Here is a 24024-nt window from a genome sequence, read left to right as displayed (position 1 = left end):
CGCGGACTCGGTCGGATTCACGGCGTCGGCGCCGCTTCCTGCTCTCGCTCGAGGAGATGTGCGATGTTGAGCCCCGTCTCCGTGTCGAACAGGTGCGCCTGGTCGAGATCCAGATTCAGGAACACCTCGTCGGCGTCCTGCGGGATCGACTCGGGGTCGATGAACGCCTTGCGCTCCTCGACTTCCTCCTCGGGTGCCGTCTCCTCGTCGTCCTCGAGCGCTGCAGCGTCGCTCGAGACGAGCGTCTCGTCACCCTCGTCCTCGAGTTCGAAGTACAGCAGGTCGCGAGCCCCGAGCGGTTCGATAATGTCGACGGATGCGGCGATGTCGCCCGCGTCGCTCGTCCGGCTCACGGTGATGTGTTCGGGCCGGACGCCGAGCTTCAGGTCCGTGCTCCCGGCGGTCTCGACCTGCTCAGCGTACTCGGGCTCGAGCGGGATGTCGACGTCGCCGGTGAGCCGGCCGCCGTTCTCGGCGGGTTCGTACCGGACGTTGAAGATGTTCATCGACGGGCTGCCGATGAACTGCGCGACGAACAGGTTCCGCGGGTCGTTGTACACCTCGCGGGGCGTGCCGACCTGCTGGAGTTCGCCGTGGTTGAGGATGGCGATCCGGTCGGACATCGTCATCGCCTCCTCCTGGTCGTGGGTGACGTAGATCGTCGTCGTCTCGAGTTCCTGCTGGATTCGCTGGAGTTCGGTACGCATGTGCTTGCGCAGCTTCGCGTCTAAGTTCGAGAGGGGCTCGTCGAAGAGGAAGACGGCGGGCTCGCGAACGATGGCGCGGCCGGTCGCGACGCGCTGTTGCTGGCCGCCCGAGAGCTGTTTGGGCCGGTCGTCGAGCAGTTCCGGAATGCCCATCAGTTCGGCCGCGTCCTCGACGCGCTCGTAGATCTCCTCCTCGGGGAGGCTGGTCGAGCGTTTGAGGCCGAACGCCATGTTCTCGCGGACGCTCAGGTGGGGATACAGCGCGTAGCTCTGGAAGACCATCGCGATGTCGCGGTGGCGCGGGGGCAACAGGTTGACCCGCTCGCCGCCGATCGAGATCGTCCCGTCGGTGATATCCTCGAGGCCGGCGACCATTCGGAGCAGCGTCGACTTCCCGGAGCCGCTGGGCCCGACGAGCGTGAGGAATTCGCCGCTTTCGATCGTCAGGTTGAACGCTTCGACGGCGAGGATATCGCCGTCGTACACCTTGGTAACGTCCTCGAACTCGATCGAACTCATGAGTATTCCCTACGAAAGCGATTGTTAATATTCTTTGGGAGGTGTTCGCGTGTGACTCGATTCCGAACCGGGTTCACACCCAGGGAGCGGCCTCGATTCGCCGGCCGGAGTTCGCTCCGATATATACACTTATGTGACAGGCCGACACACGGTTGAAACGGATATGAAAGTCGGCGTACTCACGGCCCCGCTCGATGATCAGCCCCTCGATGAGGCGCTCGAGTACCTCGCCGGAATCGGCGTCCAGACCGTCGAACTGGGATGTGGCGGCTTCACCGGTGACGGTCATCTCAGCACGGACACGCACTTAGACGACGAGGACGCGCAGGCCGAGGTGCTCGAGGCGGTCGAGAAATACGACATGGAGATCAGCGCGCTCGCGACGCACAACAACCCGCTGCACCCGGACGACGAGCGCGCCGAGGAAGACGACCAGCAACTGCGCGACGCGATTAAGCTGGCCAGCCAGCTCGGCGTCGACGCGATCACCTGCTTCTCGGGCCTGCCCGGCGGCAGTCCGAACGACGAGACGCCCAACTGGATTACGGCGCCCTGGCCGAGCGAGCACCTCGAGGCGCTCGAGTACCAGTGGGAGGTCGCGATCGACTACTGGAGCGAGATCAACGATCTCGCCGACGAGCACGACGTCGATATCGGGATCGAGATGCACCCGAACATGCTCGTCTACGAACCGCAGGGCATGCTGAAGCTCCGCGAGGAGACCGGCGAGCGCGTCGGCGCGAACTTCGATCCCTCGCACCTCTACTGGCAGGGGATCGACGTCACCGAGGCGATCCGCCTGCTCGGCGAGGAAGACGCTATCCACCACTTCCACGCGAAGGACACGAAGGTCTACGACGCCAACGCCCGCGAAAAGGGCGTCCTCGATACGACGCCGTACACCGACGAGCCCGATCGCTCGTGGCTGTTCCGCTCGATCGGCTACGGCCACGACGAATCCCACTGGAAGGACGTCGTCTCGACGCTCCGGATGGTCGACTACGACGGCGCGCTCTCGATCGAACACGAGGACTCGCTGACCAGCGGCCGCGAAGGCTTAGAGAAGGCCGTCGACGTCCTCTCTCGAGCGGTCTTCGAGACGACGCCGGGCGAAGCCTACTGGGCTGAGTAACGACGCGCCGCCATCACCGGCGGACGCACTCGTCGATCCGACCCGGGAACGGAGAGATCCGGCCGCGAGACCGACACGAACCCGAACTATATCCGTCCGCCCGACATATCGGCGAGCGATACCGAATGACGTACGACGTAATCCAGGTCGGGACCGGCGGGCAGGGCGAGCGATGGTGCAAACAGTATCTCCCGCCGAACGTCGAGGACGGGCTACTCAACGTCGTGGCCGCGGTCGACACGGACGAAGCGGCCCTCGAGAACGCGAAGACGGGCCTCGGACTGAGCGACGAGCAGTGTTACGCCGACGCAGCGACGGCGTTTGCCGAGCACGACGCCGACTGCTGTACGATCGTCGTCCCGCCGCAGTATCACGAGGCCATCGTCGACGAGGCGCTAGCCCACGACCTCCACGTCCTCTCGGAGAAGCCGATCGCCGACACGCTGGAGGCGGCGGTCCGCATCGCGGAGAAGGTCGACCGCGCCGACAGGAAGATGGGCGTCACGATGAGTCACCGGTTCGACCGGGACAAAACGACGCTCCGGCGGGAACTGCGCTCGGGCGAGTACGGCCCGCTCGACTACTTGATGCTGCGCTTTACGTGTAACTGCCGCTCGTACGGCAGTTGGGGCGCGTTTCGCCACGACATCGAGGATCCGCTGCTGATCGAGGGCGGCGTTCACCATCTCGATATCCTCGCGGATCTGGCCGACGCCCGCTGCGAGACGCTGTACGCCCAGACGTGGCTGCCGGAGTGGGGCGAGTACGCCGGCGACGCGCAGGCGCTGATCAACCTGACCTTCGAGGACGGCACTCGCGCCGTCTACGAGGGGGCGAAGACCAACGCCGCCGCCCTCAACGGCTGGGGCAACGAGTACGTCCGCGCCGAGTGTCGCGACGCGACGCTCGAGCTCGACGGCCGGCAGCTCGAGCGCTACCCCTACGATCCGGACGCCGAACCGCAGCTCGCCGCGGGCGTGGACGCGGACGACGCCGAACGGATACCGCTGCTCGAGGGCGAAAAATGGGCGAACACGTGGCTCGTCGAGCAGTTCGTCGACTGGCTCGACGGCGGCGAGCCGATGGCGACGAACGTGCAGGACAACCTCCAGTCGATGGCGCTCGTCGAGGCGGCGATCCGAAGCAGCGAGACCGGTGATCCCGTCGCCGTTCAGGAACTGCTGACGGACACCGTCGAATCCGTTTCCGTGTGACCACTCGGCGGACGCTATCGAGTCGCCGACCGTCGGTCATCTCGAGCATCCGTCTCGGTTGAAAGAGTTCGGTTACTGATAGAAATTAGTATTTGTGATTGGTCCGTACTCGGCCAGAGACGTGCCAGTGTCGACGAAACCACCGTGTACTGGGTTGTCCGATACTGGTTGACAATTCTGTTTCTAAAAACATTATTATCAATGATAGAACGGCGTGTGGTAACGATAACCTAGTGCCGAATAGGGTTGTCGTCAGTCGGCTACTCGCTCGTCGTTCCGATCTGAAACCGCCAGCTACCGGCCGGAGAGCGCTAGAAACCAGCGCACTGGCCGGCAGTACCGACTGCTGCTCTGGCAGCTGCTGAGTACCGGCGCCGGTGGATTACAGCCGTATGGCTGTAATATCATATTACGCGGAAAACCCCGTGTACTGGCGTCTTCCTATCGGTACTGCGGCCGACGAACGGTACCAGTGTCGGTGGTTGAAACCGAACTCGTGAGTATGTATATCAAAACGGTATTTACTATGAATACATCGGCTTCTGTATCCTGAAGTGACGTTCGTGCTATAGTCAACCATCGCCGAACAAACGGTCCAATTCGCTCACTGTTCTTTTTCGTCTCCGGCTTTCCGTAACTGAAACTCGAATCGCCGGACCCGGTTTCTCTACTAGAAAATCGAGTTCTGTGTGAGTATCGGGCATCAGAAGCCGTCGTAGACGGTCTTTTCGATGGTGTAGAAGTCGATCCCTGCGTCACCTTGTTCGCGCCAGGTCTCGCTCGAGGAGTTCTTGACGCCGCCGAAGGGGACGTGGAGTTCGAGGCCGGTGGTCTTCTCGTTGACTTTTGCGACGCCGGCTTCGACGTCGCGGACGAAGCGTTCGGCCTCGGTGTGATCGTCGGTGACGATACTGGCCGAGAGGCCGTACTGAACGTCGTTGGCGACCGCAAGCGCGTCGTCGAAGTCCTCGACCTCGAGTACCGCGAGGACGGGACCGAAGACCTCCTCCTGGGCGATGCGGAAGTCGGTCTCGACGTCGGTGAAGACCGTCGGCTCGACGAAGTAGCCGTCGCCGAAGCGGTCGCCCTCGGGCTGGCCGCCGCCCGTCGCGAGGATAGCGCCTTCGTTCTCGGCGATCTCGATGTAGTCGAGCGTTCCCTCGAGTTCGCTTTCGCTCACCTGCGGGCCCATATCGTACTCGTCGCCGGGGCCGATCTCGATGGATTTGGCCTGCTCGACGACGGCGTCGACGAACTCGTCGTAGACGTCCGTGTGAACGACCGCCCGCGAGCAAGCGGTACACGATTGGCCGGTCGTCCCGAACGCGCCGTTGGCGACGATTTCGGCGGCTTCGTCGACGTCAGCGCTGTCGGTGACGACGGTCGGGTTCTTGCCACCGAGTTCCGTCTGGACGCGCTTGCCGTCCTCGGTCGCCTTCTCGTAGACCAGTTGGCCGACTTGGCCGGAGCCGGTGAAGGAGACGGCGTCGACCTCGTCGTGGGTGACGACGGCGTCCCCGGTGGTGGCGCCAAAGCCGGTGACGACGTTCGCGACGCCGTCGGGGATGCCGGCCTCGTCGAGGGCTTTGAAAAGCTCCAGCGCGACGGCCGGGGCGACCTCTGCGGGTTTGAGCACGACGGTGTTGCCCGTCGCGAGCGCAGGTGCGATCTTCCAAGCCGGGATGGCGATCGGGTAGTTCCAGGGAGTGATGAGCCCGGCGACGCCGACCGGTTCGCTGACCGTGTAGAGGTTGGTGTGCGGGCCACTGGCGCTCTTTACCGTTCCGCCGAGATCACGGGCTTTCTCGGCGTAGTAGTAGAAAATATCGACCGCGCGCTGAACTTCCCCGCTGGCTTCGGCGTGGGCCTTGCCCTCCTCGCGCGTGAGTAGCTCCGTTAGCTCCGCTTTGCGGTTCTCGAGGATCGACGCCGTCTCGCGCAGGATCGCGCCGCGCTCGGGTGCAGGCGTATTCGCCCACGCTTCCTGTGCGGCGGCGGCCGCTTCGACGGCCGCGTCGGCGTCCGCAGCGCTCGATTGCTCGTACTCGGCGACGACCTCTGTCGGGGCCGCGGGATTCGTAGTCTCGAACGTCTCGCCGGTTTCCGACTCCGTCCACTGCCCGTCGACGTAATTGTGGTACCGCTCGGCCATGACTCGACTACGGTGGGGACGGTATACGGTTCTTATGATTCGGCGACTGTCCCGGCCGACATTGACGGATCTTCGGCTCGAGGCTCTCGGCGGATCCGCTCGTTTCTCGTCTCGATTTCCGACGATACACCGCTCGGGAAGCGCGACTATTATCCTCGATCTCCTGACGGCGTGCGCCAGATCGGGATGGGAGTCCCCGACCGAAATTGTTCGGTTCCGATGGAGCGGACATAGCAAAATCCGAATGTTTTATAATTGACGATAAGGCATTGGTACACAGATGTCAACAAGTGACAGGAGTGAGCGACGCTCGTCGCAGCGACAGCTAACGGACTCCGACGATCGCCAGCGGAATCCGCCGCGGAGCCAACTTTCGAAAGCCAACAAGTACCAGCGGTACGTCTCGCGCCGGCAAATGTTGGCCGCTTCAGGGGCTGCTGGAGTGGCTGCCCTGGCCGGCTGTATGAACGACAACGAGGACGAGGATCTCCTCGACGAAACCGACCTGGACCCGGTCCTCGAGGACGTCGATTACAACGAGAACTACGAGGAGGAGTTCGAGGTCGTGTACCCGTCGCCGGAACTCAATCCGGTCGACGACGACTATATCTTTAATCCGTACCATCCGCGGTGGAACCCTGGGGACCTGGGACAGGAGTTCGGGTTCGAGTATCTGACGATATACCACACCGAACGCAGCGAGTACCTGCCACGAATCGCCGACGACTGGTCGATCGACGACGACACCCTTCGAACCGAAGTCTCGCTCTCAGAGGAGTACGCCTGGTCGACGGGTGAAGACATCACCGCTCACGACTTCGTCACCGCGTACAAGCTGGACGGATACATGGGGCTCGGGATGCAGGACTTCGTCGACATCGAGGAAGGGATCTACGCCGAGGACGATTACACGCTCGTCATCGAACCCCGAGAGGAGTACAGCGACATGGAAGAAGAGCTGTGGATGACAGAATGGGCCGAGACGAATCTGACGGTGTCCGAGGCCCAGTACGGTCACTTCGTCGAGGACTTCGAAGAGGCGACGACTGAAGACGAGACCCAGCGCGTCCAAGAGAGTCTCATCAACTACGAAGTGAGTTGGGACGAGGTCATGTACTCGGGCCCCTGGGTCTTCGTCGAGGCAAACGAACAGTTCGCCGATCAGGTCCCGAACCCCGAGCATCCGATCGCACAGGACTGGGAATTCTTCCAGCGGACCGGCATGTACGTGGACGAAGAGGGGATCCAGTCCGGCGAGGTCGACTGGGGAGACGATACCCCGGAGATTCGGGACGTTCCCGATAAATACGGAACGGGACCGCTACCGTACGACGGGCAGTCGTTCGCGATCATCTTCGGAAACAACGACGAGTACATCCGCGACCACCCCGAAGTGCGCAAGGCCATCACCTACGCCGTCGACGTTCCGTACCTCACCGAAAGCACCGCCACGGACGGGACGGAGTACGACGAATACTCCGCGGGAATCGACTCGCTGTACGTCGAGGACTACGTCGACGCCGACGCCCTCGATGCGATGCCGAACTACGCGCCCCAAGACACCGACAGGGCCGCGGAACTGCTCGAGAGCGTGGGCTTCGAACGTTCCAACGGGACGTGGCAGACCCCGGAGGGTGACACCTGGACGCTCAACTTCTCCGTGGGCAATTGGTTCGAGTCCCACTCGGAGGTGATTTCGAACAACCTGCAGGAGTTCGGGATCGACGTGGACCACTACGTCGAGGAGATGCCGACCTGGCAGGCGACCACGCGGGCCGACCTCGACTTCGACCTAACGGTCCACCTGAACTACGGACAAGCCCGCAATTACCATCCCTACTCCGACTTCGACGGGATATTCAATGATACGAATCTGGGACTCTTTACTGAGCGGACCGGAATCGTCGAGGAAGACGTTGAGGTGCCCGAAGTCGGCAACCCGGACGGAGATACGGTCACGTTCAACATTCCAGCGGAACTCGAAGCGATGTCGACGGCCGACTCCGAGGAGGAACTCGTCTCTCACGCGACGAACCTCGCCTGGGTCCATAACCAGCTGCTGCCGGCCGCCGTCTGTTTCCCCTGGGGCGGCGGCCACTACTGGGTCAACACCGAGGACTGGAACTTCGACCTCGAGAGCGACGACTGGCTGACCTCGAACCGTCTCACACACTACCTGCTGGAGAACGGGCTCGAACGGGTCTGATCTCGGCACCGGCGTGTGACACGGTTCCGTTAGTACAGTTTCAGCGGGTGAATCGTTCCGGCCGGCGCTCGCTGCGTGAGGACGTCCCGGTCCCGGCAGCTAAAACTAAGGTGGTCGGACTAAAAAAGGAGAGCAGCACATGCGTTACTATCAGCTCCGGGAGGAGGGCACACCTCGTCTCGCAGCGAAAACGGGGGATACCCTGTACGACCTGACGGACGCGAAGCCACAGTTACGGACGTTCGAGGATCTGCTTACCGCCGCGACGATCACCGGCGATTCTCTCGATACCATCGCCGAACGGCTGCTCGAGGACGCACCAGTCCTGTCGTCGGATGCGCTTTCGGACGACGCGGTGGCAGCGCCGGTCTCGTCGGGCGAAGTATGGGCCGCCGGTGTCACCTACCGCATCAGCGAGGAGGCGCGGAAGGAGGAGAGTTCGATGGCGGACATGTACATCGACGTCTACGACAGCGAGCGTCCGGAGGTCTTTTTCAAGGCGACGCCGAGCCGAACGGTCGGCCCGGACGAGCAGGTCGGCATCCGCGCGGATTCGGAGTGGGACGTCCCGGAGCCGGAGCTGGGCGTCGTGCTGTCGGACGGGGAGATCGTCGGCTACACGATCGGTAACGACATGAGCAGCCGCTCGATCGAAGGTCAAAATCCGCTCTATCTCCCGCAGGCGAAGGTCTACGACCGCTGCTGTTCGCTCGGTCCCTGCGTTCGCTCGGCCGCCTCGCTCGAGGATCCTCACGATCTCGAGATGTGGATGACGATCAGCCGAGACGGTGAGGTGCTCTACGACGATTCGACGAACACGGGGAAGATGGTCCGCTCGGTCGAGGAACTCGTCGATTGCTATACCAGCCACAACGCCGTCCCCGAGGTCTCGGTACTGCTGACCGGGACCTCCCTGGTTCCCGACGACGATTTCACGCTCCGCGAGGGCGACCTGATCGAAATCGGCGTCGACGACATCGGGACGCTCTCGAACACCGTCGTCGAAGTCTAAGTGCAGTTCGGACGCGAGTGCCGTTCCCCGTCGTTCGTAGCGTTCGCGGCATCCCTAGCGCCAAAACACAGGTGTTGACAGCCGCCTTCGAACGACGATGCCTTCTCCGCTGTCGTTCCGTTCACTAACGCTTCAGTGTGTTCCGCGACGGATCGAACTGTGCGAGTTATGAGAAACGCGTTTTCGCTACGCAGAACAATCTATATGTATGTCGAAATCAATCATGAGTGTATGCCCGAACCGAAACACCCCGTTCGAACCGTCGACAGGACCTTCGAGATCCTCGAGATCATTCAGGAACTCGACGGTGCAGGGATCTCTGAGATCGCCGAACGGGTCGATATCGGCAAGAGCGCGGTGCACAACCACCTGACGACGCTTGCAAACCGCGAGTACGTCGACAAGGACGGCGACGAGTACCACATCGGCCTGTCCTTTCTCGGCCTCGGTGCGTACGCGCGCAACCGCACGCCGATCTACGATACCGCCCAAAAGGAAGTCGACAAGCTAGCCGACCAGACGGGCGAACTCGTGAACCTCCTCGTCGAGAAAAACGGTATGGGGATCTACCTCTATCAGGCGAAAGGGGAGAACGCGGTCGAACTCGACACCCACGAGGGCAAGCGCGTCCCGCTGCACTGTACCGGGCTCGGCAAGGCGATCCTCGCGTTCCGACCGCAGGAGGAGGTCGACGAGATCCTCGACGCGAACGGGCTGCCGAAGGTCACCGAACACACGATCACCGACCGCGAGACGTTCTACGAGGAACTCGAGGGGGTGCGCGACCAGCGCTACGCCGTCGACAGGGAGGAACGGCTCAACGGCCTGCGCTGCATCGCGGCGCCGATCACCGACGATAAGGATCGGAGTATCGCCGCCGTGAGCGTCTCCTGTCCCGTCCATCGCGTCGGCGACGAGCGGTTCTACCAGGACCTGCCGGAGGCGGTGCTGGGGACGGCGAACGTGATCGAACTCGAGCACAACTACTCCTAACGGCTCCTGCCGGGTTCTGGCGCCGAGTTTCTATTCGACGTTTTGAATGGATCGTATCGACGACCGCAGTTGCGGATTTTGCTGACGACATCGGCAACGTCAGCCTGCCGAGACAGTTCTGGCGGACGGAGCAGTAGTAATAGCCGACAACCACCGAGTGAAGTCCCGCGTCCTTTTTGCGAATAGGAAAATCATTATAATAGTAGAGTACAGGGTTCTGACTGTATGGCAGACAATGACGATCGCATTAGCGTGAGAGTCGGGAGCGGCATCTCGCGTCGGCGGGTGATGCAACAGCTCGGTGCAATCGCGGCGGTCGGCGGGTTAGCCGGTTGCCTGCAACGGAACGAGGGTGACGAGGACAGCGGCAACGGCGGTGACTCCGGTTCCGACTCCGACGGCACCGCGCCTTCGTACCAGCGCGTCGATCTGACGCCACCGCCGACGGAGCTGGACTTCTCCCGCGATCCCCCCGAGCGGGACATTACGATGGTGTGTCACAACGCGGCGATCTCGTTCTGGGACCCTGCGATCGGCGGCCTGCACGACGCCGCCAGCCAGCTCGGCTGGAACGCGACCTTTACGGGGCCGTCCGGCGGTTTCAGCGTCGAGGAGCAGGTCAACATCCTCGAGAACGTCGTGGCGTCCGAGCCCGACGCCATCGTGACGACCGTAAGCGACACGGAGGCGTACAACAGCGTCATTCAGGACGCGCTGGACAACGACATCGCGGTCCTGACGTTTAACACCAACAGCCTCCGCGAGGAAGGCCGCCAGCACATGCGCGAGGAGTTCGGACAGGCCCTCCCGTTCGTCGGCCAGGACCAGTATTCGTCGGGCTACGCCAACGGAATGGCCCTGCTCGACAAGCTGCCGGACGACGCGAGCAAGGTGACGATCGGCCTGGCCGACCCCGCCCACAGCGGTCAGGCCGCCCGTGCGAGCGGTGCGGAGGACGCCATCCGGCAGAATTCGGACATCGAGATCACCGATCGGGTCAACTACACCGACGACTCCAACGAGGGCGTCTCCCGCATCGCGAATCACCTCGCGGCGAATCCCGAGTTGGACGGGATGGCCGGCAGCGACGCCTACTCGTGGTTCATCGGGCAGGCGGCCGAGGAAGAAGGCATGGCCGAGGACATGGTCATCGGCGGCTTCGACCTAGACCAGAACACGCTCGACTACATCCAGCAGGGCGTGATGAACTACACGACCGGCCAGGACCCCTACAGCCAGGGGTACCTCCCCGTTCACCAGGCCTTCGCCTACCTCGAGCGCGGCATGCCGCCCAAGGAGATCATGACCGGTGCGGAGATCGTCGATCAGGAGACGATCGACTTCGCGCTCGAACGGCGCAACTGGGGCGAACTGCTGGACTACCACGGCGTGTAAGCGGCGCATTCACCACACCAGTCTCTACCACCTATGTCGGACACCGATTCGATACTTCAGACGGTCGAACTCACGAAACACTTCGGGAACGTCGTTGCGGTCGAGGGCGTCGACTTCTCGCTGCGCGAGGGCGAGATCATGGCGCTGGTCGGCGACAACGGCGCCGGGAAGTCGACGTTCATCAAGATGCTCTGTGGCGTCCACGAACCGACCAGCGGCGAGATCCGCATCGACGGCGAGCCGATCGAATTCGAGGATTACAGCGACGCCCGCGAGATGGGCATCGAGACGGTCTATCAGGACCTGGCGCTGGCCGAACAGCAGACGGTCGCGGCGAACGTGTTCCTCGGGCAGGAACCGGTTCGATCGGACCTCCTCGGCCGCCTCCTCGGGGTCGTCGACAAACAGGCGATGCGCGACCGCGCTCGAGAGAGTCTCGACCGCGTGCAGATCCCGGTCGATCCCGACGCGAGGGTGAGCGATCTCTCGGGCGGGCAGCAGCAGGCGGTCGCGGTCGCCCGCGCGTTGCAGTCCGATCCGGACATCCTCATCCTCGACGAACCGACCAGCGCACTCTCGATCGAAGGAGCGCGAAACGTTCTGCGCGTGATCGACGACCTGCGGAACGAGGGGCTGTCGATCATCCTCATCAGCCACAACATCCGGCAGGTCTTGACGCTCGCCGACCGGGTCTCGGTCCTCGCGCAGGGCCGACTGATGGGCGTCCGCGACACCGACTCGGCGACCCGCGACGAGATCATCGCGCTGATGATGGGCGCGGAGGACGAGGACGAGATCGACGAGTTCGAACTCACGTCCGTCGACGACTCCGCCGACGAGGAGGGGGCTGCAGCATGAGCGGCGCGACGCCACCGGCCACGGACGGGGACGCCGTCAGCCGCGAGACCGACTCGCGGCTCCGCCGGCTCCTGCAGCGGCGACAGATCGGCGTCCTGGTCGGGTTCCTCCTCCTGTTCGGCCTCATCGGCGCGACCCGACCGGACCTGTTCTTCTCGTGGGACAGCCTCAGCAACATCGTCTCGCGGTTGCTGCGCCAGGCCGCGCCGTACGTGATCATCGGTATCGGGATGACCTACCTGATGATCGGCGGCGAGTTCGACCTCTCGGTCGGCTCGATGTACGGCGTCGCCGGACTCACGTTCGCGATGTTGCTCACCGACTACCGACTGACGGTGCCGGCGGCGCTGGTGGCCGTCCTCGTCATCGGCGCGGCCGTCGGGCTGGCCAACGGCGTCGTCGTGACCAAGGTCGGCATCCCGTCGCTTATCACGACGATCGGGATGATGAGCATGCTCAGGGGCGTCGCCTACATGCTCACCTCCGGCGGCTCGCAGCAGACCCCGGACGATCTGGCCCTGCTCGAGCTGTTCGGCGGCTCGATCTCGGTTGCCGGTGTCGAGATCACCTACATGGTGTTCTGGATGTTCGGACTGCTGATCGCGTTCGGGCTCGTCCTCCAGAAGACTCGCTTCGGACACCACGTCTACGCGACCGGCGACGACCAGTCCGCCGCCGACCGGAGCGGTATCGACACCGACCGCATCAAGATCGCGAACTTCGTCATCACCGGGCTCGTCGCCGCCTTCGCCGGCGTCGTGGCGATCTCCTACTACGGCTCGATGTTCGGCTCCGCGGGTCGGGGCTTCGAACTGCTGATCATCGCCGCAGTCGTCATCGGCGGGACGAACCTGTTCGGCGGCGAGGGGAGCATCTCCGGGATGTTCCTCGGCTCGCTCGTGATCGCCGTCATCCCCGTTCTGCTGGTGCTGAATAACATGTCCGTCGACATCCAGGAGACGCTGACCGGCGCAGTGATCATCGGCGCCGTGATGGTCGACATCGTGCTCCGGGATTGACTCCCGAGCCCTGTTTTTGAACTGCGTATCTGGTTTGAACCGCTATAAACGGCCTCGAGAAACGAGAGCCAAGAGCCGAGAGCCGCGAATCGCCGGTCCGGACCCGAGACGGATCACTCGAGGCCGATCCGCGAGCGGAACTCCGGTACGCCGCCGGGGCCGACGTCAGGGACGCGGAAGAGCGCGCCTGCACCGTCGCCCTCGGCTGCTCGGTCGCCGCCCGCGAGTGCAGTCGTCAGATAGAGGTCCTCGTAGTCGGGGCCGCCGAAGGTGACGGAGGAAACCTTCCGCGCGGGGAGTTCGATTTCGCCGACCGGTTCACCCCCAGAATCGTAGCGAACGACGCGACCGCCGTTCCAGCGGGCGGACCAGACGTAGCCCTCGTCGTCGACCGTCATGCCGTCCGGTACGCCGTCGTCGCTCGGCACTTCGACGAACGGCCGCCGGTTCGAAATCGCGCCCGTCTCGCGGTCGTACTCGTACGCGTAGATCACGCGTTCCTCCGATTCGGTGAAGTAGAACGTCTCGAGGTCCTCGGTAAAGCCCATTCCGTTGGGAATGTCGACGTTCTCGACGACGCGGGTCACCGTCCCGTCGGTCTCGAGGCGGTAGAGGTCGCCGAGTTCGTCGTCGCCGGGCATCGTGCCGCAGAAGACGCGGCCCTCGGGGTCGGCGATGACGTCGTTGAACCGCGTCTCGGCGTCCTCGATTTCGGCGACCGCCTCCGCCTCGTCGGTGCCGGGTTCCCAGCGACTCACGGTGCCGTGGGTGAACAGCAGAAGCGTGCCGTCCGCTTCGATCGTGTAGCCGCCGAGTGGTTCCCCGCCGGTTTCGTAGGCCAGTTCGTACTCGTCGGTTTCGGGATCGTACTGATAGAGTTTCCCGGCCGGGATATCGACCCAGTAGAGCAGTTCCTCCTCGGGGTGCCACAGCGGCCCTTCGCCGGTGTGGGCCGTCGTGTCCGCGACGCGTTCGTATCGTGTCATGCTCTCGGTGTTTCGGACGTTTCTACTTGAATCTAGCTTTGCGGGGCGTTTGATCGCTCGCAAACGAACATATCTGTCCGACAGCTATGTCTTATACCATACGTAACGAATGATGATTGCATTCTGCCTCTGTCTGCTCTGATCGACGAAATGGTTGGAATTGCGTCTTTCAGGCGTTTTCTGGATTATTTCCGACGAGAGCATACCATATCTACCTCATCGACAGACACCGATCTTTTCGGCCGTATTATCGCGCTATGGTCGGGGTATCGCCGATATCTCCATTATTGAAACCGACCCGAATGTTATCTATCCCAAACATACGAAATCCGCTACTTTGTTAGTTTACTCGACTTCGTAATAATTCGTCTAAGCGAGACAATACGGTCGAACCAGATCGTTACAGCGTGTCCAGAATTCCTAACACTCGCTCTTCGGCGTCTCGATCCGGACCGTGTTCGCTCCCGTCGCGATCGCTCTCGAGATGATCGTCGACGGACCGCTGCATCGCCTCCTCGAGCGGGGTCGAGTCCCAGCCAAGGTCGGCGACTTTGGCCGTCGAGAGGACGTGGGGGTAGTCGCGGTAGAGGACGTAGTCGTCGAGCGAGAGGTCGGCGGCCTCGAGTTCTCGCGGACCGGCGTGGACGACGTCGACGGACGTATCCAAGCAATCGGCGATCTGGTCCACCATCTCCTCGAGCGTGACGATGCGGCGGTCGCCGACGTTGTAGGCCTCGCCGGGTTCGCCGCGTTCGGCGACGATCCGCAACGCGTTAGCGACGTCCTCGACGTAGACGCGGTGCCAGATGTTCGTCCCGTCGCCGGGGACGATAACGCGGTCGTAGGTGTTCACGCGGTCGATCCAGAAGTCCAGCCGCTCGGTGTAGTCGTGCGGGCCGTAGACGATCGGCGGGCGGACGGCCATCGCGTTGACGCCCTCCTCGGCGGCCGCGAAGACCGCGCGGTCGCCCTCTGCCTTCCGGTTTCCGTAGGTCTCTTGGGAGTCGTCGGTCGCCTGGTCGGCCGTACAGGGCTCGAGCGGCGTTTCGTCCTCCCGCTTCGGGATGTCCTCGCGGCCGTAGGCCGCCCCGCTCGAGATGTAGACGTAGGCCTCGCAGTCGTCGAAGATCGTGGTCGCCGCGCGGACGTCGCGGGGCTGGTAGGCGACGCAGTCGAAGACGGCGTCGAGATCGACCGTCATCGCGGCGGCCTCGAGCGCGGACTCGTTCGTTCGGTCGCCTTCGATGCGGTCGACGCGGTCGTCGTCGGCGAAGGGGTTCTCGTGGTTGCCGCGGTTGAAGATCGTCACGTCGTACTCGTGTTCGAGCAACTCTTCGACGAGGTGGCGGCCGATAAAGCGCGTGCCGCCGATGACGAGTGCGCTGTCCATGTCCGGTCGTCGTCGCTTCGGGAGAAAACGGTGACGATGACGGCGACGGTGCCGGGTCGACGGCCGTCCCGTCCGGCAATCAGGGGGTGGTTTTTTCTCGTTTCTCGGTGGCCGTCACGGCATGACCGAACAGATCCGGACCGACCAGCGCGAGGCCGTTCCGTTCCGCTGTGACCACTGCCACTATCCGATTCCCGGCGAGGCGAAACGCGCCGACGACGGTGACGGCCACTTCTGTTCGACGGCCTGCAAGGACGCCGCCGAAGACGACTCGACGATGCCCGAGCCCGATGCGTACAAACGGGTCGTCACCGGGATCGAACCGCTCGACTCCCTCCTGCCGAACGGCATTCCTGCGGACGCGTTCGTCCTCCTCTCGGGCGATGAAGGGACCCGCCGGAGCGAACTCCTCACTGAACTCGTCTGGCGCGCTCTCGAGCGAGGCGAACCCGCTGTCGTCGTCTCCTACGCGAACCCGCCGACGGCGACGCTCGAGCGGTTCTTCCAGAACGGGTGGAACGTCCTGCCGGCGCTCGAGGACGACCGACTGACCGTCATCGACTGTTTCACCCACCGGCTCGAGGATCGGGAGCGATTCCTCGAGACCCAAACCGAGTGGACGAACTTCGTCGGCGAGGCCGCGGCGGACGCGCTCGTCGAAGTCGAGGATCCGAGCGATCTGGCCGCGGTCGCAAGCAGGTTGCAGGACGTCCTCGACGACCTCGAGATGTCCGAGACGGGGCTCGTGACGATCGACTCGCTCGACGAACTCGACTCGCTGCTGCGGGAGGAGTCGGTCCACAACTTCGTCAAGGACGTTCGCGCGACCGTCTGTAAGGGCCGGTTCGTGCCGATCGTCGCCGGGGCGACGACCGCCGGGGCGGACCCGTACCCCGAGGCTGAGTACGTCTTCGACGGCATCGTCGACCTCCGGTTGACGGATCAGCTAACGGCGAACGCACGGCTCAAACAGCTCGGGGTCCGGAAACTGATCGGCGCGCAGTTCCTTCCCCAGTGGGTGACCTACGAGTACGAGCCAGTTCGCGGCCTGTTCGCGTTCGGACCGTCGACCGACGCACGCGAGGTCTACGAGGACACGGGACCGGTACCGATGCACGAGCGCCCGCAGCGATAACGGCCATTCGAGCCCTGTCTCGAGGGATTTCCCGCCGCCAGTTCGTGCACGCGCACTCATGCTCAGGATTGAACCCTCCGTTCGCTGTAGCCCGTCGTGCAGACGCCTGCACTGCAGTCGGTAACGGTCAGTGCGTCAGTCCCGCAGCGAACCGACAGCCGACGACCGATCACTTTCACACCTTCACAGCTATGACCGACAACAACGACGAACGCCGACAGTCACGGGAGCACGGATCGGACCAGTACGACGAGCGGAGAAACCAGCACGATCAGCGCCGTCAGGGTAACCAAGGCGACCAGCACCAACGACAGGGCGACCGCGACCGCGGCTGGCTGCAGGGCGCCTCGAGTCGGCGCGGCGAAATGCGAGGCCGGCGATCCGAGGAGCAGCGTCAGCACGGCGATCGGAATCGAGACCAGGAATCGGCCCGGCCCCGGTGGGCCGAGGAACGAGAAGAGTCGACCGGTGAACCAGGGATGGGGCGCCGGTCCACTACCCAACCGGAGCAGGGTCACCGCTCCGGTGGCAGTCAGGGGTACGAACAGAGGCAGTACCAGCGCCAGGGCGGCTCCCGAATGCAGTCCCAGCGGGGCGGGCAGGGACGAGCGCAGGGGCAGGGCCAGGGCCAGCACGGTGACCAAAGCGGCTTCGCAACGAACGCCCGCACCGAAGCGAACCTCGAGTACGGCGGCGAAGCCCGCCAGTCGGACCGAGATGAACGCGGTGCCCGCGAGCAGTACGGGGGCGGCCAGCAGCGCGGCGGCCAACAACGGTCCGAGCGGTCGGAGCAGGACGGCCAGCAGCACCAGCGTGGCCAACAGCGGCAGGCCGGTCAGCAGCACCAGCGTGGCCAACAGCGGCAGGCCGGTCAACAACACCAGCGCGGCCAACAGCAGGGATATCAGTCGGATCGCCGCCAGCAGTCCCGAGAACAGCAGGGCGGCTGGGAACAGCAGGGTCAGCCGGGTCACTATCGGTCGCAGGGCACCAGTTCAGGCCAACAGCAGAACCGGGGGCAGAGACAGGGCCACGGGCAGCGGCAGGGTCACAGCCAATTCGAGACTCAGCCCCCGATGGGCGAGAACCTCCAGTACGGAGGTGAAGCACGTCATTCGCAGCGGTCCCAATCGCAGGGATCACAGGGCCGTGGACAGTCGGAATCACAGTTCCGATCCGGTGACCGCGGACAGCGCGATCAGCAACAGTACGGACAGTCTCGCGGGCAGAACCAGAGCCAGCAGAGCCACGACCGCGGCATCGGCGAGCGACGACCGCGCGGCGAACTCGAGCAAGACCGGCAGCAACGGCAAAATCAATCCCAGAACCGCAATCAGGGCCAGCGACGCCGCTCGAGCGACGATCCGCGGTCCCAGATGAGCCGACAGGGCCAGGGGCAGGGCCGACGGCACGACCAGCCCCAGGAGGAGTACCGGCAGGGACAGCAGCCCTCCGGTCGCTACCAGCGCAGTCAGGGCGAGGCGTTCGCCGGTCAGGACCGCGGCAATCAGGACCTCCAGCGCCAGCAGGGGCCCCAACAGCAGGGCCAGCGAGACCAGCAGAACCGGTACCAGGCGGACCGCCAATCCGGACGGAGTCAACAGAGCGGCCGCCGCCAATCGCAGGGTGACCGACAGCAACAGCGCGGTCAGCACGGCCGAGGCGGCTCCGAAATCGGCCAGTACGGACAGGGCGGTCAACAGGGCCAGCAGGGTCGCGACTTCGGCGGCTCCGGCTCCGACTATCAGCAGGGCCGCGACACCGATCGGTCGGGTACCCGCTCGATCAATCAGGAGCAGTCCGGCGGCGGGCTACAGTACAGCCAGCAAAGCCGTCGGTACGAACAGGGCGACTGGGCGGAAGGCTCGTCCGGTCGTGATCGGAATCAGCAGCACCAGCGGGGCCAGCAGGGACAAGACCAGCGCGACGAGGACATGAGCAACCGCCGGCACGTCCACGAGGGCGATCCGACGTCTGACCGAGACCGCGACCGCGATCGGAACGACCGCTCGAGCTAATCGCGCTTCACGAGTCCGGGCACACGGCGGTCGCCCTGTTCCGACGCCGACCGCCGACATTGCCGATTACAGTCCCACCCTCGAGCCGATATCACCCTCGTTTTTGGCGATCCCGTTCCGACGCCCGGTATGGGCAGTATCGACGGGAGTGATTCGGACAGTTCCGGCGGCACCTACGTCCTCGCGATCGACGTCCCGCGAACGACCACGATCGAGGTCGGCGCGCTCGGCGACCGCGAATTCGGTGCGGGCGCGTACGCCTACGTCGGTAGCGCGTTCGGTCCCGGCGGCTTCGCTCGCGTCGACCGCCACCGCGAACTCGCCCGCGGCGAGCGCGACGCCCGTCACTGGCACGTCGATTACCTGCTTGGTCACTCGGATACGACCCTCGAGACCGTCGTCACGTTCCCCGCGGCCGACCGGGAGTGTGAACTGGCCGCATCGCTGCCCGGCGAGCCGGTCGAGGGCTTCGGGGCCTCCGACTGCGACTGTTCAGCACATCTGCTCACCGCGCCGTCGCTCGAGACGGTGCTCGAGGCAGCGGTCGACGCGGGCGGCGTTCGAGACGACGGCACGTAGCGAGTGCGCAATCGCTACGCGGTGCTTTTGGGTGACAAACGAAATACGAAAACCGAGAGCAAAGCCGAAAACTGCGTTCTCGAGGCGACGACCCGAACAGGGCCGGGTCGTCAGTCGTCGCTCGCCGCGAAGTTCGCCGACTCGGCCTCGACGGTAGCCTCGGGTGCACCCGGCAGTTCGTCGCGGACGTCGTCGCTGCCCTCCTCGGTGATCGCCTCGTGGTAGGCTTCGGGCATGACCTTCACGAAGTTCTCGAGGGCCGCGTCCCAGTTCTCGAGCAGGCGTTCGCCCCGCTCGGAGCCGGTGTAGGCGACGTGGTTCTCGACGAGGCGACGCAGCATCTCCTCGTCTTTGTCCTCGAGGTCGTCGTGGAGCGAGACCATGCCGGTGTTGGCCTTGGCCTTGAACTCGTCGTCGGGGTCGTAGACGTAGGCGACGCCGCCGGACATGCCGGCCGCGAAGTTCTTGCCCGTTTCCCCGAGGACGGCGACGACGCCCCCGGTCATGTACTCGCAGCCGTGGTCGCCGACGCCCTCGACGACGGCCTTCGCGCCGGAGTTGCGGACGGCGAAGCGCTCGCCCGCGACGCCGTTGACGTACAGCTGGCCGTCGGTCGCGCCGTAGAGCGCGACGTTGCCGATGGCGATGTTCTCGCTCGGATCGTAGCCCGCCGTCTCGGGCGTTCGAATCGCCACTTTGCCGCCGGAGAGGCCCTTGCCGACGTAGTCGTTGGCGCTGCCGTTCAAGTGCATCGAGACGCCGCTGGCGAGGAACGCGCCGAAGCTCTGGCCGGCGGTCCCCTCGAGGTCGACCGTGATGGTGTCCTCGGGGAGGCCGGGCTCGCCGTAGCGGCTGGTGATGCGGTTCGAGAGCATCGCGCCGACGGTGCGGTCGACGTTCGTAACCTCCGCCTCGAGGTTCACCGGCTCCTGATCCTCGATCGCGTCGGCCGCGGCCTCGATGAGGTCGCGGTCGATCTGGTCCTCGAGTTCGTGGTCCTGCTCGCGGATCTTCCGTCGGACCTCGCTGCCGGGATCGGCCAGCACTTCCGAGAGGTCGACGTTACGGGCCTTCGGGTGGTCGACGTCGTCGCGCTGCTCGAGGACGTCGACCTGGCCGATCATCTCGTCGAGCGTCCGGAACCCTAACTCGGCCATGATCTCGCGCAGCTCCTGCGCGATGAAGGTCATGTAGTTGATGACGTGCTCGGGCTCGCCGGGGAACCGCTTGCGCAGGTCCTCGCGCTGGGTGGCGACGCCGACGGGACAGGTGTTCTTGTGGCACTGCCGGGCCATGACACAGCCCGAGGTGACGAGCGAGGCGGTCCCGAAGATGTACTCCTCGGCGCCCAGCAACGCGGCGACGGCCACGTCGCGGCCGGTCTTCATTCCGCCGTCCGCGGAGACGCGGATGCGGTCGCGCAGGCCGGTCGCACAGAGCATCTGGTTGGCCTCCGCGAGGCCGAGTTCCCACGGGAGACCGGCGCTCTTGATCGAGGTCTTGGGCGAGGCGCCCGTCCCGCCGGAGTGGCCCGAGATGTGGACCACGTCGGCGTTTGCCTTCGCGACGCCGGCGGCGACGGTGCCGATGCCGGCCTCGCTCACGAGTTTCACGTTGATGTCGGCGTCCTCGTTGGCCGCCTTGAGATCGAAGATCAGCTGCTTCAGGTCCTCGATCGAGTAGATGTCGTGCAGCGGCGGCGGCGAGATGAGGCCGACGCCCGGCGTGGACTTGCGCACGTGGGCGATCATCTCGTTGACTTTCGAGCCGGGGAGGTGGCCGCCCTCGCCGGGCTTGGAGCCCTGGGCCATCTTGATCTGCAGTTCCTCGGCGTTCGAGAGGTAGGTGGAGGTGACGCCGAAGCGGCCCGAGGCCACTTGCTTGACGTTACACTCCTTCTCGGTGCCGAACCGTTCGGGCGGTTCGCCGCCCTCGCCCGAGTTGGACTTGCCGCCCAGCCGGTTCATCGCGATGGAGTTGTTTTCGTGTGCTTCCGGCGACAGGCTGCCGAGCGACATCGCGGCGGTCGAGAACCGCTCGACGATGTCCTTGATCGGCTCGACCTCTTCGAGCGGGATCGATTCGCGATCGGTGTCGAACTCGAGCAGCCCCCGCAGGGTCTGGAGGTTCTGCTGCTGGTCGTTGATTTTCGCGGCGAACTCCTGGTAGCGCTCGTAGTCGTTCGAGCGGACCGCCTGCTGGAGCGCGCCGACGGTGTCGGGGTTCCACTGGTGGTGGATGCCGCCCGAGCGGTGTTCGAACTCGCCGTGGCGCTGGAGGTCCGACTCCTCGCCGTCGTCGCCGAACGCGACCGCGTGGCGCTCGCGGAGGTCTTCCTCGATCTCGGCGAGGCCGATCCCTTCGGTGCGGTTCTCGGTGCCCTCGAAGTACTCCGCGACGAGGTCCGAGTCGAGGCCGACGGCCTCGAAGATCTGGGCGCCCTGGTAGCTCTCGACCGTCGAGATGCCCATCTTGGCCATGATCTTCAGGAGGCCGTCCTCGACCGCGCCGACGTAGGCGTCGATCGCCCGTTCAGTGTCGGCACCGTCCGGGCCGGCGGTGATGTCCTCGATGGTCTGGTAGGCGAGGTACGGGTTGATCGCGCCGGCGCCGTAGCCGACGAGCGTCGCGAAGTGGTGGACCGTGCGCGGGTCGGCCGACTCGACGACCAGTCCGACGTGGTTGCGCAGGCCGTTACGCACGAGGTGGTGGTGGACGCCGCCGGTCGCGAGCAGGCTCGGGATCGCGACGCGATCCTCGTCGACGGTGCGGTCCGAGAGGACGATCACGTCGTGGCCGTCCTCGATGGCGTCGACGACGTCTTCGCGGACGCGCTCGATCGCGGCCTCGAGGTCGGCGCCGAGTTCCTCGCTTTCGGGCTCGTAGGTGATGTCGATCGTCGCGGCCGTGATGTCGTTGGCCGAACAGTCGCGGATCGACTCGAGTTCGGCGTCCGTCAGGATGGGGGAGTCGAGCACGAGTTGACGGGCGTGCTCGGGCGACTCGTCGAGCAGGTTGCGCTGGAAGCCCAGCCGGGACTCCATCGAGGTGACGAGTTCCTCGCGGATGTAGTCCAGCGGCGGGTTGGTGACCTGCGCGAACAGCTGCTTGAAGTAGGAAAAGAGCGGCCGGTTGAACTCGGTCAGGACCGACAGCGGCGTGTCGTCGCCCATCGAGCCGACCGGGTCCTTCCCCTTCTGGGTCATCGGCTCGATCAGGTTGTCGAGTTCGTCGTGGGTGTAGCCGAAGGCGGCCTGGTAGTCGCGCAGGCCCGATACTTCTTGCTGGGGCGCGCTGTCGTCGGTCGTCTTGATGTCGTCGAGGTGGACCTGCTCCTGCTCGACCCACTCGCCGTAGCGCTCGTCGGTGAGGTCCTCGAAGACCTCCTCGTCGGGGATGACGCGACCCTCTTCGGGGTCGGCGAGGAACAGCTGGCCGGGCTGGAGGCGCCCGCGCTCCTCGATGTTCTCGGGTTCGGTCTCGAGCGCGCCGGCCTCGCTGGCCATGATCAGCCGGTTGTCCGTCGTGACGTCGTACCGGCAGGGACGCAGGCCGTTGCGGTCGAGGACGGCGCCGACGCGTTCGCCGTCGGTCGCCGCGACCAGCGCGGGGCCGTCCCACGGCTCGACGAGCGAGGCGTGGAAGTCGTACCAGTCCTTTCGGTCCTCGTCCATCGCCTCGTCGCCGCGCCAGGCTTCGGGAACGAGCATGCGCAGCGCGTGGGCGAGGTCGCGCCCGTCCTGCATCAGCAGTTCCAGGGCGTTGTCGACGCTGGCCGTGTCCGATTGCTCGGGGTCGTCGATGATCGGCTTGACCGCCTCGAGATCCTCCAAGACGTCGCTCTCGAGGTCGGTCTCGCGGGCGCGCATCCAGTTGATGTTGCCCTGAATGGTGTTGAACTCGCCGTTGTGGATGATGTTCCGGTAGGGGTGGGCGAGGTGCCAGGCGCCGAGCGTGTTCGTCGAGAACCGCTCGTGGACCATCACGAAGTTCGAGTCGATTCGCTCGTCGGTCAGATCGGGGTAGTAGGAGGCGACCTGTTCGCCCTTCAGCAGCCCCTTGTAGACTACCGTCTTCGAGTCGAGCGAGACGACGTAGAACCGCTCCTTGTTTTCGATATCCGCTTCCTCGACGGCGTTCTCGAGAGCGCGTCGCGCGACGTAGAGCCGACGGTCGAAGTCCTCCTGCGAGAGGTCGTCGTCCTCGGGGGCGACGACGACCTGCCGGACGTCCGGTTCCGAGTCGACGGCCGTCTTCCCCAGCTCCTCGTTGTTCGTCGGGACGTCCCGCCACTCGAGGACTTCGAGATCGTAGGTCGCGAAGGTGTCCTCGGCGAGGGAGACGAGTTCCTCGCGGGCGGCGCTGTCCTGCGGGAAGAAGATCGAGCCGACAGCATAGGTGTCGGGCAGATCGGTCTCGAGAACGCTCTCGAAGAAGGTGTGCGGCGTCTGCAGCATAATCCCGGCGCCGTCGCCGGTGTCTTTCTCCGCCCCGGTGGTACCGCGGTGCTCGAGATTGACGAGTAGTTCGAGTCCGTCGGCGACGACGTCGTGGCCCCGATCCCCGTCGAGGTCCATGACGACGCCGACGCCGCAGTTCGACCGCGCGTCCTCGGGGTCGGCGAGCCCCGCTGAACGCTCGGTGGATGACGCTCCGTGTGGCTGTGACATACCCCACCCTAGCCAGATCAGCTATAAGAGGCTACTCCA

At 64.6% G+C, this 24024-nt stretch carries 17 protein-coding genes; 11 read left to right on the top strand and 6 right to left on the bottom strand.

Translation table 11 applies throughout. The annotated features are described in order from the left end of the window. Window positions 1–17: 17 nt before the first annotated feature. Window positions 18–1226, bottom strand: coding sequence for an ABC transporter ATP-binding protein (locus ATJ93_RS11655; RefSeq protein ID WP_120244797.1), 1209 nt, complete (start codon window positions 1224–1226; stop codon window positions 18–20). A gap of 163 nt (window positions 1227–1389) precedes the next feature. Between ATJ93_RS11655 and ATJ93_RS11650 the strand changes: the two genes are divergently transcribed. Then, window positions 1390–2358: a sugar phosphate isomerase/epimerase family protein gene (locus ATJ93_RS11650; protein ID WP_120244796.1), complete on the top strand. Its 969-nt coding sequence runs from the start codon at window positions 1390–1392 to the stop codon at window positions 2356–2358. Window positions 2359–2483: 125 nt separating this feature from the next. Further along, complete coding sequence (locus tag ATJ93_RS11645; RefSeq protein ID WP_120244795.1) at window positions 2484–3572, top strand: Gfo/Idh/MocA family protein; 1089 nt, start codon at window positions 2484–2486, stop codon at window positions 3570–3572. A 703-nt stretch (window positions 3573–4275) separates the two neighbouring features. Here ATJ93_RS11645 and xacF read toward each other — a convergent pair. Continuing rightward, the gene (gene xacF / locus ATJ93_RS11640) at window positions 4276–5724 is read right to left on the bottom strand and encodes a 2,5-dioxovalerate dehydrogenase (protein WP_120244794.1); all 1449 of its coding nucleotides are present in this window, start codon (window positions 5722–5724) and stop codon (window positions 4276–4278) included. Between the two features lie 463 nt (window positions 5725–6187). On the opposite strand from xacF, the gene ATJ93_RS11635 reads away from it, so the two are divergent. The 6 genes from ATJ93_RS11635 (at window position 6188) to ATJ93_RS11610 (ending at window position 13207) form a co-directional block, all read left to right on the top strand. Beyond that, the gene (locus tag ATJ93_RS11635; RefSeq protein WP_245977550.1) at window positions 6188–7930 is read left to right on the top strand and encodes an ABC transporter substrate-binding protein; all 1743 of its coding nucleotides are present in this window, start codon (window positions 6188–6190) and stop codon (window positions 7928–7930) included. Window positions 7931–8069: 139 nt separating this feature from the next. After that, the gene (locus tag ATJ93_RS11630; RefSeq protein WP_120244792.1) at window positions 8070–8942 is read left to right on the top strand and encodes a fumarylacetoacetate hydrolase family protein; all 873 of its coding nucleotides are present in this window, start codon (window positions 8070–8072) and stop codon (window positions 8940–8942) included. Between the two features lie 231 nt (window positions 8943–9173). Further along, the gene (locus tag ATJ93_RS11625) at window positions 9174–9935 is read left to right on the top strand and encodes an IclR family transcriptional regulator (protein ID WP_120244791.1); all 762 of its coding nucleotides are present in this window, start codon (window positions 9174–9176) and stop codon (window positions 9933–9935) included. Window positions 9936–10160: 225 nt separating this feature from the next. Beyond that, window positions 10161–11330, top strand: coding sequence for a substrate-binding domain-containing protein (locus ATJ93_RS11620; protein ID WP_120244790.1), 1170 nt, complete (start codon window positions 10161–10163; stop codon window positions 11328–11330). A 33-nt stretch (window positions 11331–11363) separates the two neighbouring features. After that, window positions 11364–12188 carry an ATP-binding cassette domain-containing protein gene (locus ATJ93_RS11615; RefSeq protein ID WP_120244789.1) on the top strand — a complete coding sequence of 275 codons (825 nt, stop codon included), beginning with the start codon at window positions 11364–11366 and terminating at the stop codon, window positions 12186–12188. After that, window positions 12185–13207, top strand: a complete 1023-nt coding sequence (locus tag ATJ93_RS11610) for an ABC transporter permease (RefSeq protein ID WP_120244788.1) — start codon at window positions 12185–12187, stop codon at window positions 13205–13207. Before ATJ93_RS11615 ends, ATJ93_RS11610 begins: the two co-directional genes overlap by 4 nt. 113 nt (window positions 13208–13320) lie before the next feature. Here the strand turns inward: ATJ93_RS11610 and ATJ93_RS11605 are convergent, their stop codons facing one another. Together ATJ93_RS11605 and ATJ93_RS11600 are read right to left on the bottom strand one after the other, a co-directional pair. Beyond that, window positions 13321–14193, bottom strand: coding sequence for an SMP-30/gluconolactonase/LRE family protein (locus ATJ93_RS11605; protein WP_120244787.1), 873 nt, complete (start codon window positions 14191–14193; stop codon window positions 13321–13323). A 400-nt stretch (window positions 14194–14593) separates the two neighbouring features. After that, window positions 14594–15583 (bottom strand): NAD-dependent epimerase/dehydratase family protein, encoded by a 990-nt coding sequence (locus ATJ93_RS11600; RefSeq protein WP_120244786.1) that lies wholly within the window; start codon window positions 15581–15583, stop codon window positions 14594–14596. Window positions 15584–15704: 121 nt separating this feature from the next. Here ATJ93_RS11600 and ATJ93_RS11595 point away from each other — a divergent pair, with 121 nt between their 5' ends. Beyond that, window positions 15705–16718, top strand: a complete 1014-nt coding sequence (locus ATJ93_RS11595) for an RAD55 family ATPase (RefSeq protein ID WP_120244785.1) — start codon at window positions 15705–15707, stop codon at window positions 16716–16718. Between the two features lie 221 nt (window positions 16719–16939). On the opposite strand, the gene ATJ93_RS11590 is transcribed toward ATJ93_RS11595, so the two are convergent. After that, window positions 16940–17692, bottom strand: coding sequence for a hypothetical protein (locus ATJ93_RS11590; RefSeq protein WP_120244784.1), 753 nt, complete (start codon window positions 17690–17692; stop codon window positions 16940–16942). 102 nt (window positions 17693–17794) lie between these two features. Between ATJ93_RS11590 and ATJ93_RS24035 the strand changes: the two genes are divergently transcribed. Together ATJ93_RS24035 and ATJ93_RS11575 are read left to right on the top strand one after the other, a co-directional pair. Next, window positions 17795–18736 (top strand): hypothetical protein, encoded by a 942-nt coding sequence (locus ATJ93_RS24035; protein ID WP_245977549.1) that lies wholly within the window; start codon window positions 17795–17797, stop codon window positions 18734–18736. Window positions 18737–18865: 129 nt separating this feature from the next. Then, window positions 18866–19315 carry a GIY-YIG nuclease family protein gene (locus ATJ93_RS11575; protein ID WP_120244782.1) on the top strand — a complete coding sequence of 150 codons (450 nt, stop codon included), beginning with the start codon at window positions 18866–18868 and terminating at the stop codon, window positions 19313–19315. Between the two features lie 110 nt (window positions 19316–19425). On the opposite strand, the gene gltB is transcribed toward ATJ93_RS11575, so the two are convergent. After that, complete coding sequence (gene gltB, locus ATJ93_RS11570; RefSeq protein ID WP_120244781.1) at window positions 19426–23985, bottom strand: glutamate synthase large subunit; 4560 nt, start codon at window positions 23983–23985, stop codon at window positions 19426–19428. Between the last annotated feature and the right edge of the window lie 39 nt (window positions 23986–24024).

It is taken from the genome of Halopiger aswanensis (assembly GCF_003610195.1).
Lineage (GTDB): Archaea > Halobacteriota > Halobacteria > Halobacteriales > Natrialbaceae > Halopiger > Halopiger aswanensis.
The sequence above is the reverse complement of the archived record's forward strand: the minus strand, read 5'-3'. Positions and strand labels throughout refer to the sequence as shown.

Coding starts and splice junctions, on each gene's coding strand:
- ATJ93_RS11655 (WP_120244797.1), bottom strand. CDS start 1,226: ATGAGTTCGATCGAGTTCGAGGACGTTACCAAGGTGTACGACGGCGAT.
- ATJ93_RS11650 (WP_120244796.1), top strand. CDS start 1,390: ATGAAAGTCGGCGTACTCACGGCCCCGCTCGATGATCAGCCCCTCGAT.
- ATJ93_RS11645 (WP_120244795.1), top strand. CDS start 2,484: ATGACGTACGACGTAATCCAGGTCGGGACCGGCGGGCAGGGCGAGCGA.
- xacF (WP_120244794.1), bottom strand. CDS start 5,724: ATGGCCGAGCGGTACCACAATTACGTCGACGGGCAGTGGACGGAGTCG.
- ATJ93_RS11635 (WP_245977550.1), top strand. CDS start 6,188: ATGAACGACAACGAGGACGAGGATCTCCTCGACGAAACCGACCTGGAC.
- ATJ93_RS11630 (WP_120244792.1), top strand. CDS start 8,070: ATGCGTTACTATCAGCTCCGGGAGGAGGGCACACCTCGTCTCGCAGCG.
- ATJ93_RS11625 (WP_120244791.1), top strand. CDS start 9,174: ATGCCCGAACCGAAACACCCCGTTCGAACCGTCGACAGGACCTTCGAG.
- ATJ93_RS11620 (WP_120244790.1), top strand. CDS start 10,161: ATGGCAGACAATGACGATCGCATTAGCGTGAGAGTCGGGAGCGGCATC.
- ATJ93_RS11615 (WP_120244789.1), top strand. CDS start 11,364: ATGTCGGACACCGATTCGATACTTCAGACGGTCGAACTCACGAAACAC.
- ATJ93_RS11610 (WP_120244788.1), top strand. CDS start 12,185: ATGAGCGGCGCGACGCCACCGGCCACGGACGGGGACGCCGTCAGCCGC.
- ATJ93_RS11605 (WP_120244787.1), bottom strand. CDS start 14,193: ATGACACGATACGAACGCGTCGCGGACACGACGGCCCACACCGGCGAA.
- ATJ93_RS11600 (WP_120244786.1), bottom strand. CDS start 15,583: ATGGACAGCGCACTCGTCATCGGCGGCACGCGCTTTATCGGCCGCCAC.
- ATJ93_RS11595 (WP_120244785.1), top strand. CDS start 15,705: ATGACCGAACAGATCCGGACCGACCAGCGCGAGGCCGTTCCGTTCCGC.
- ATJ93_RS24035 (WP_245977549.1), top strand. CDS start 17,795: ATGGGCGAGAACCTCCAGTACGGAGGTGAAGCACGTCATTCGCAGCGG.
- ATJ93_RS11575 (WP_120244782.1), top strand. CDS start 18,866: ATGGGCAGTATCGACGGGAGTGATTCGGACAGTTCCGGCGGCACCTAC.
- gltB (WP_120244781.1), bottom strand. CDS start 23,985: ATGTCACAGCCACACGGAGCGTCATCCACCGAGCGTTCAGCGGGGCTC.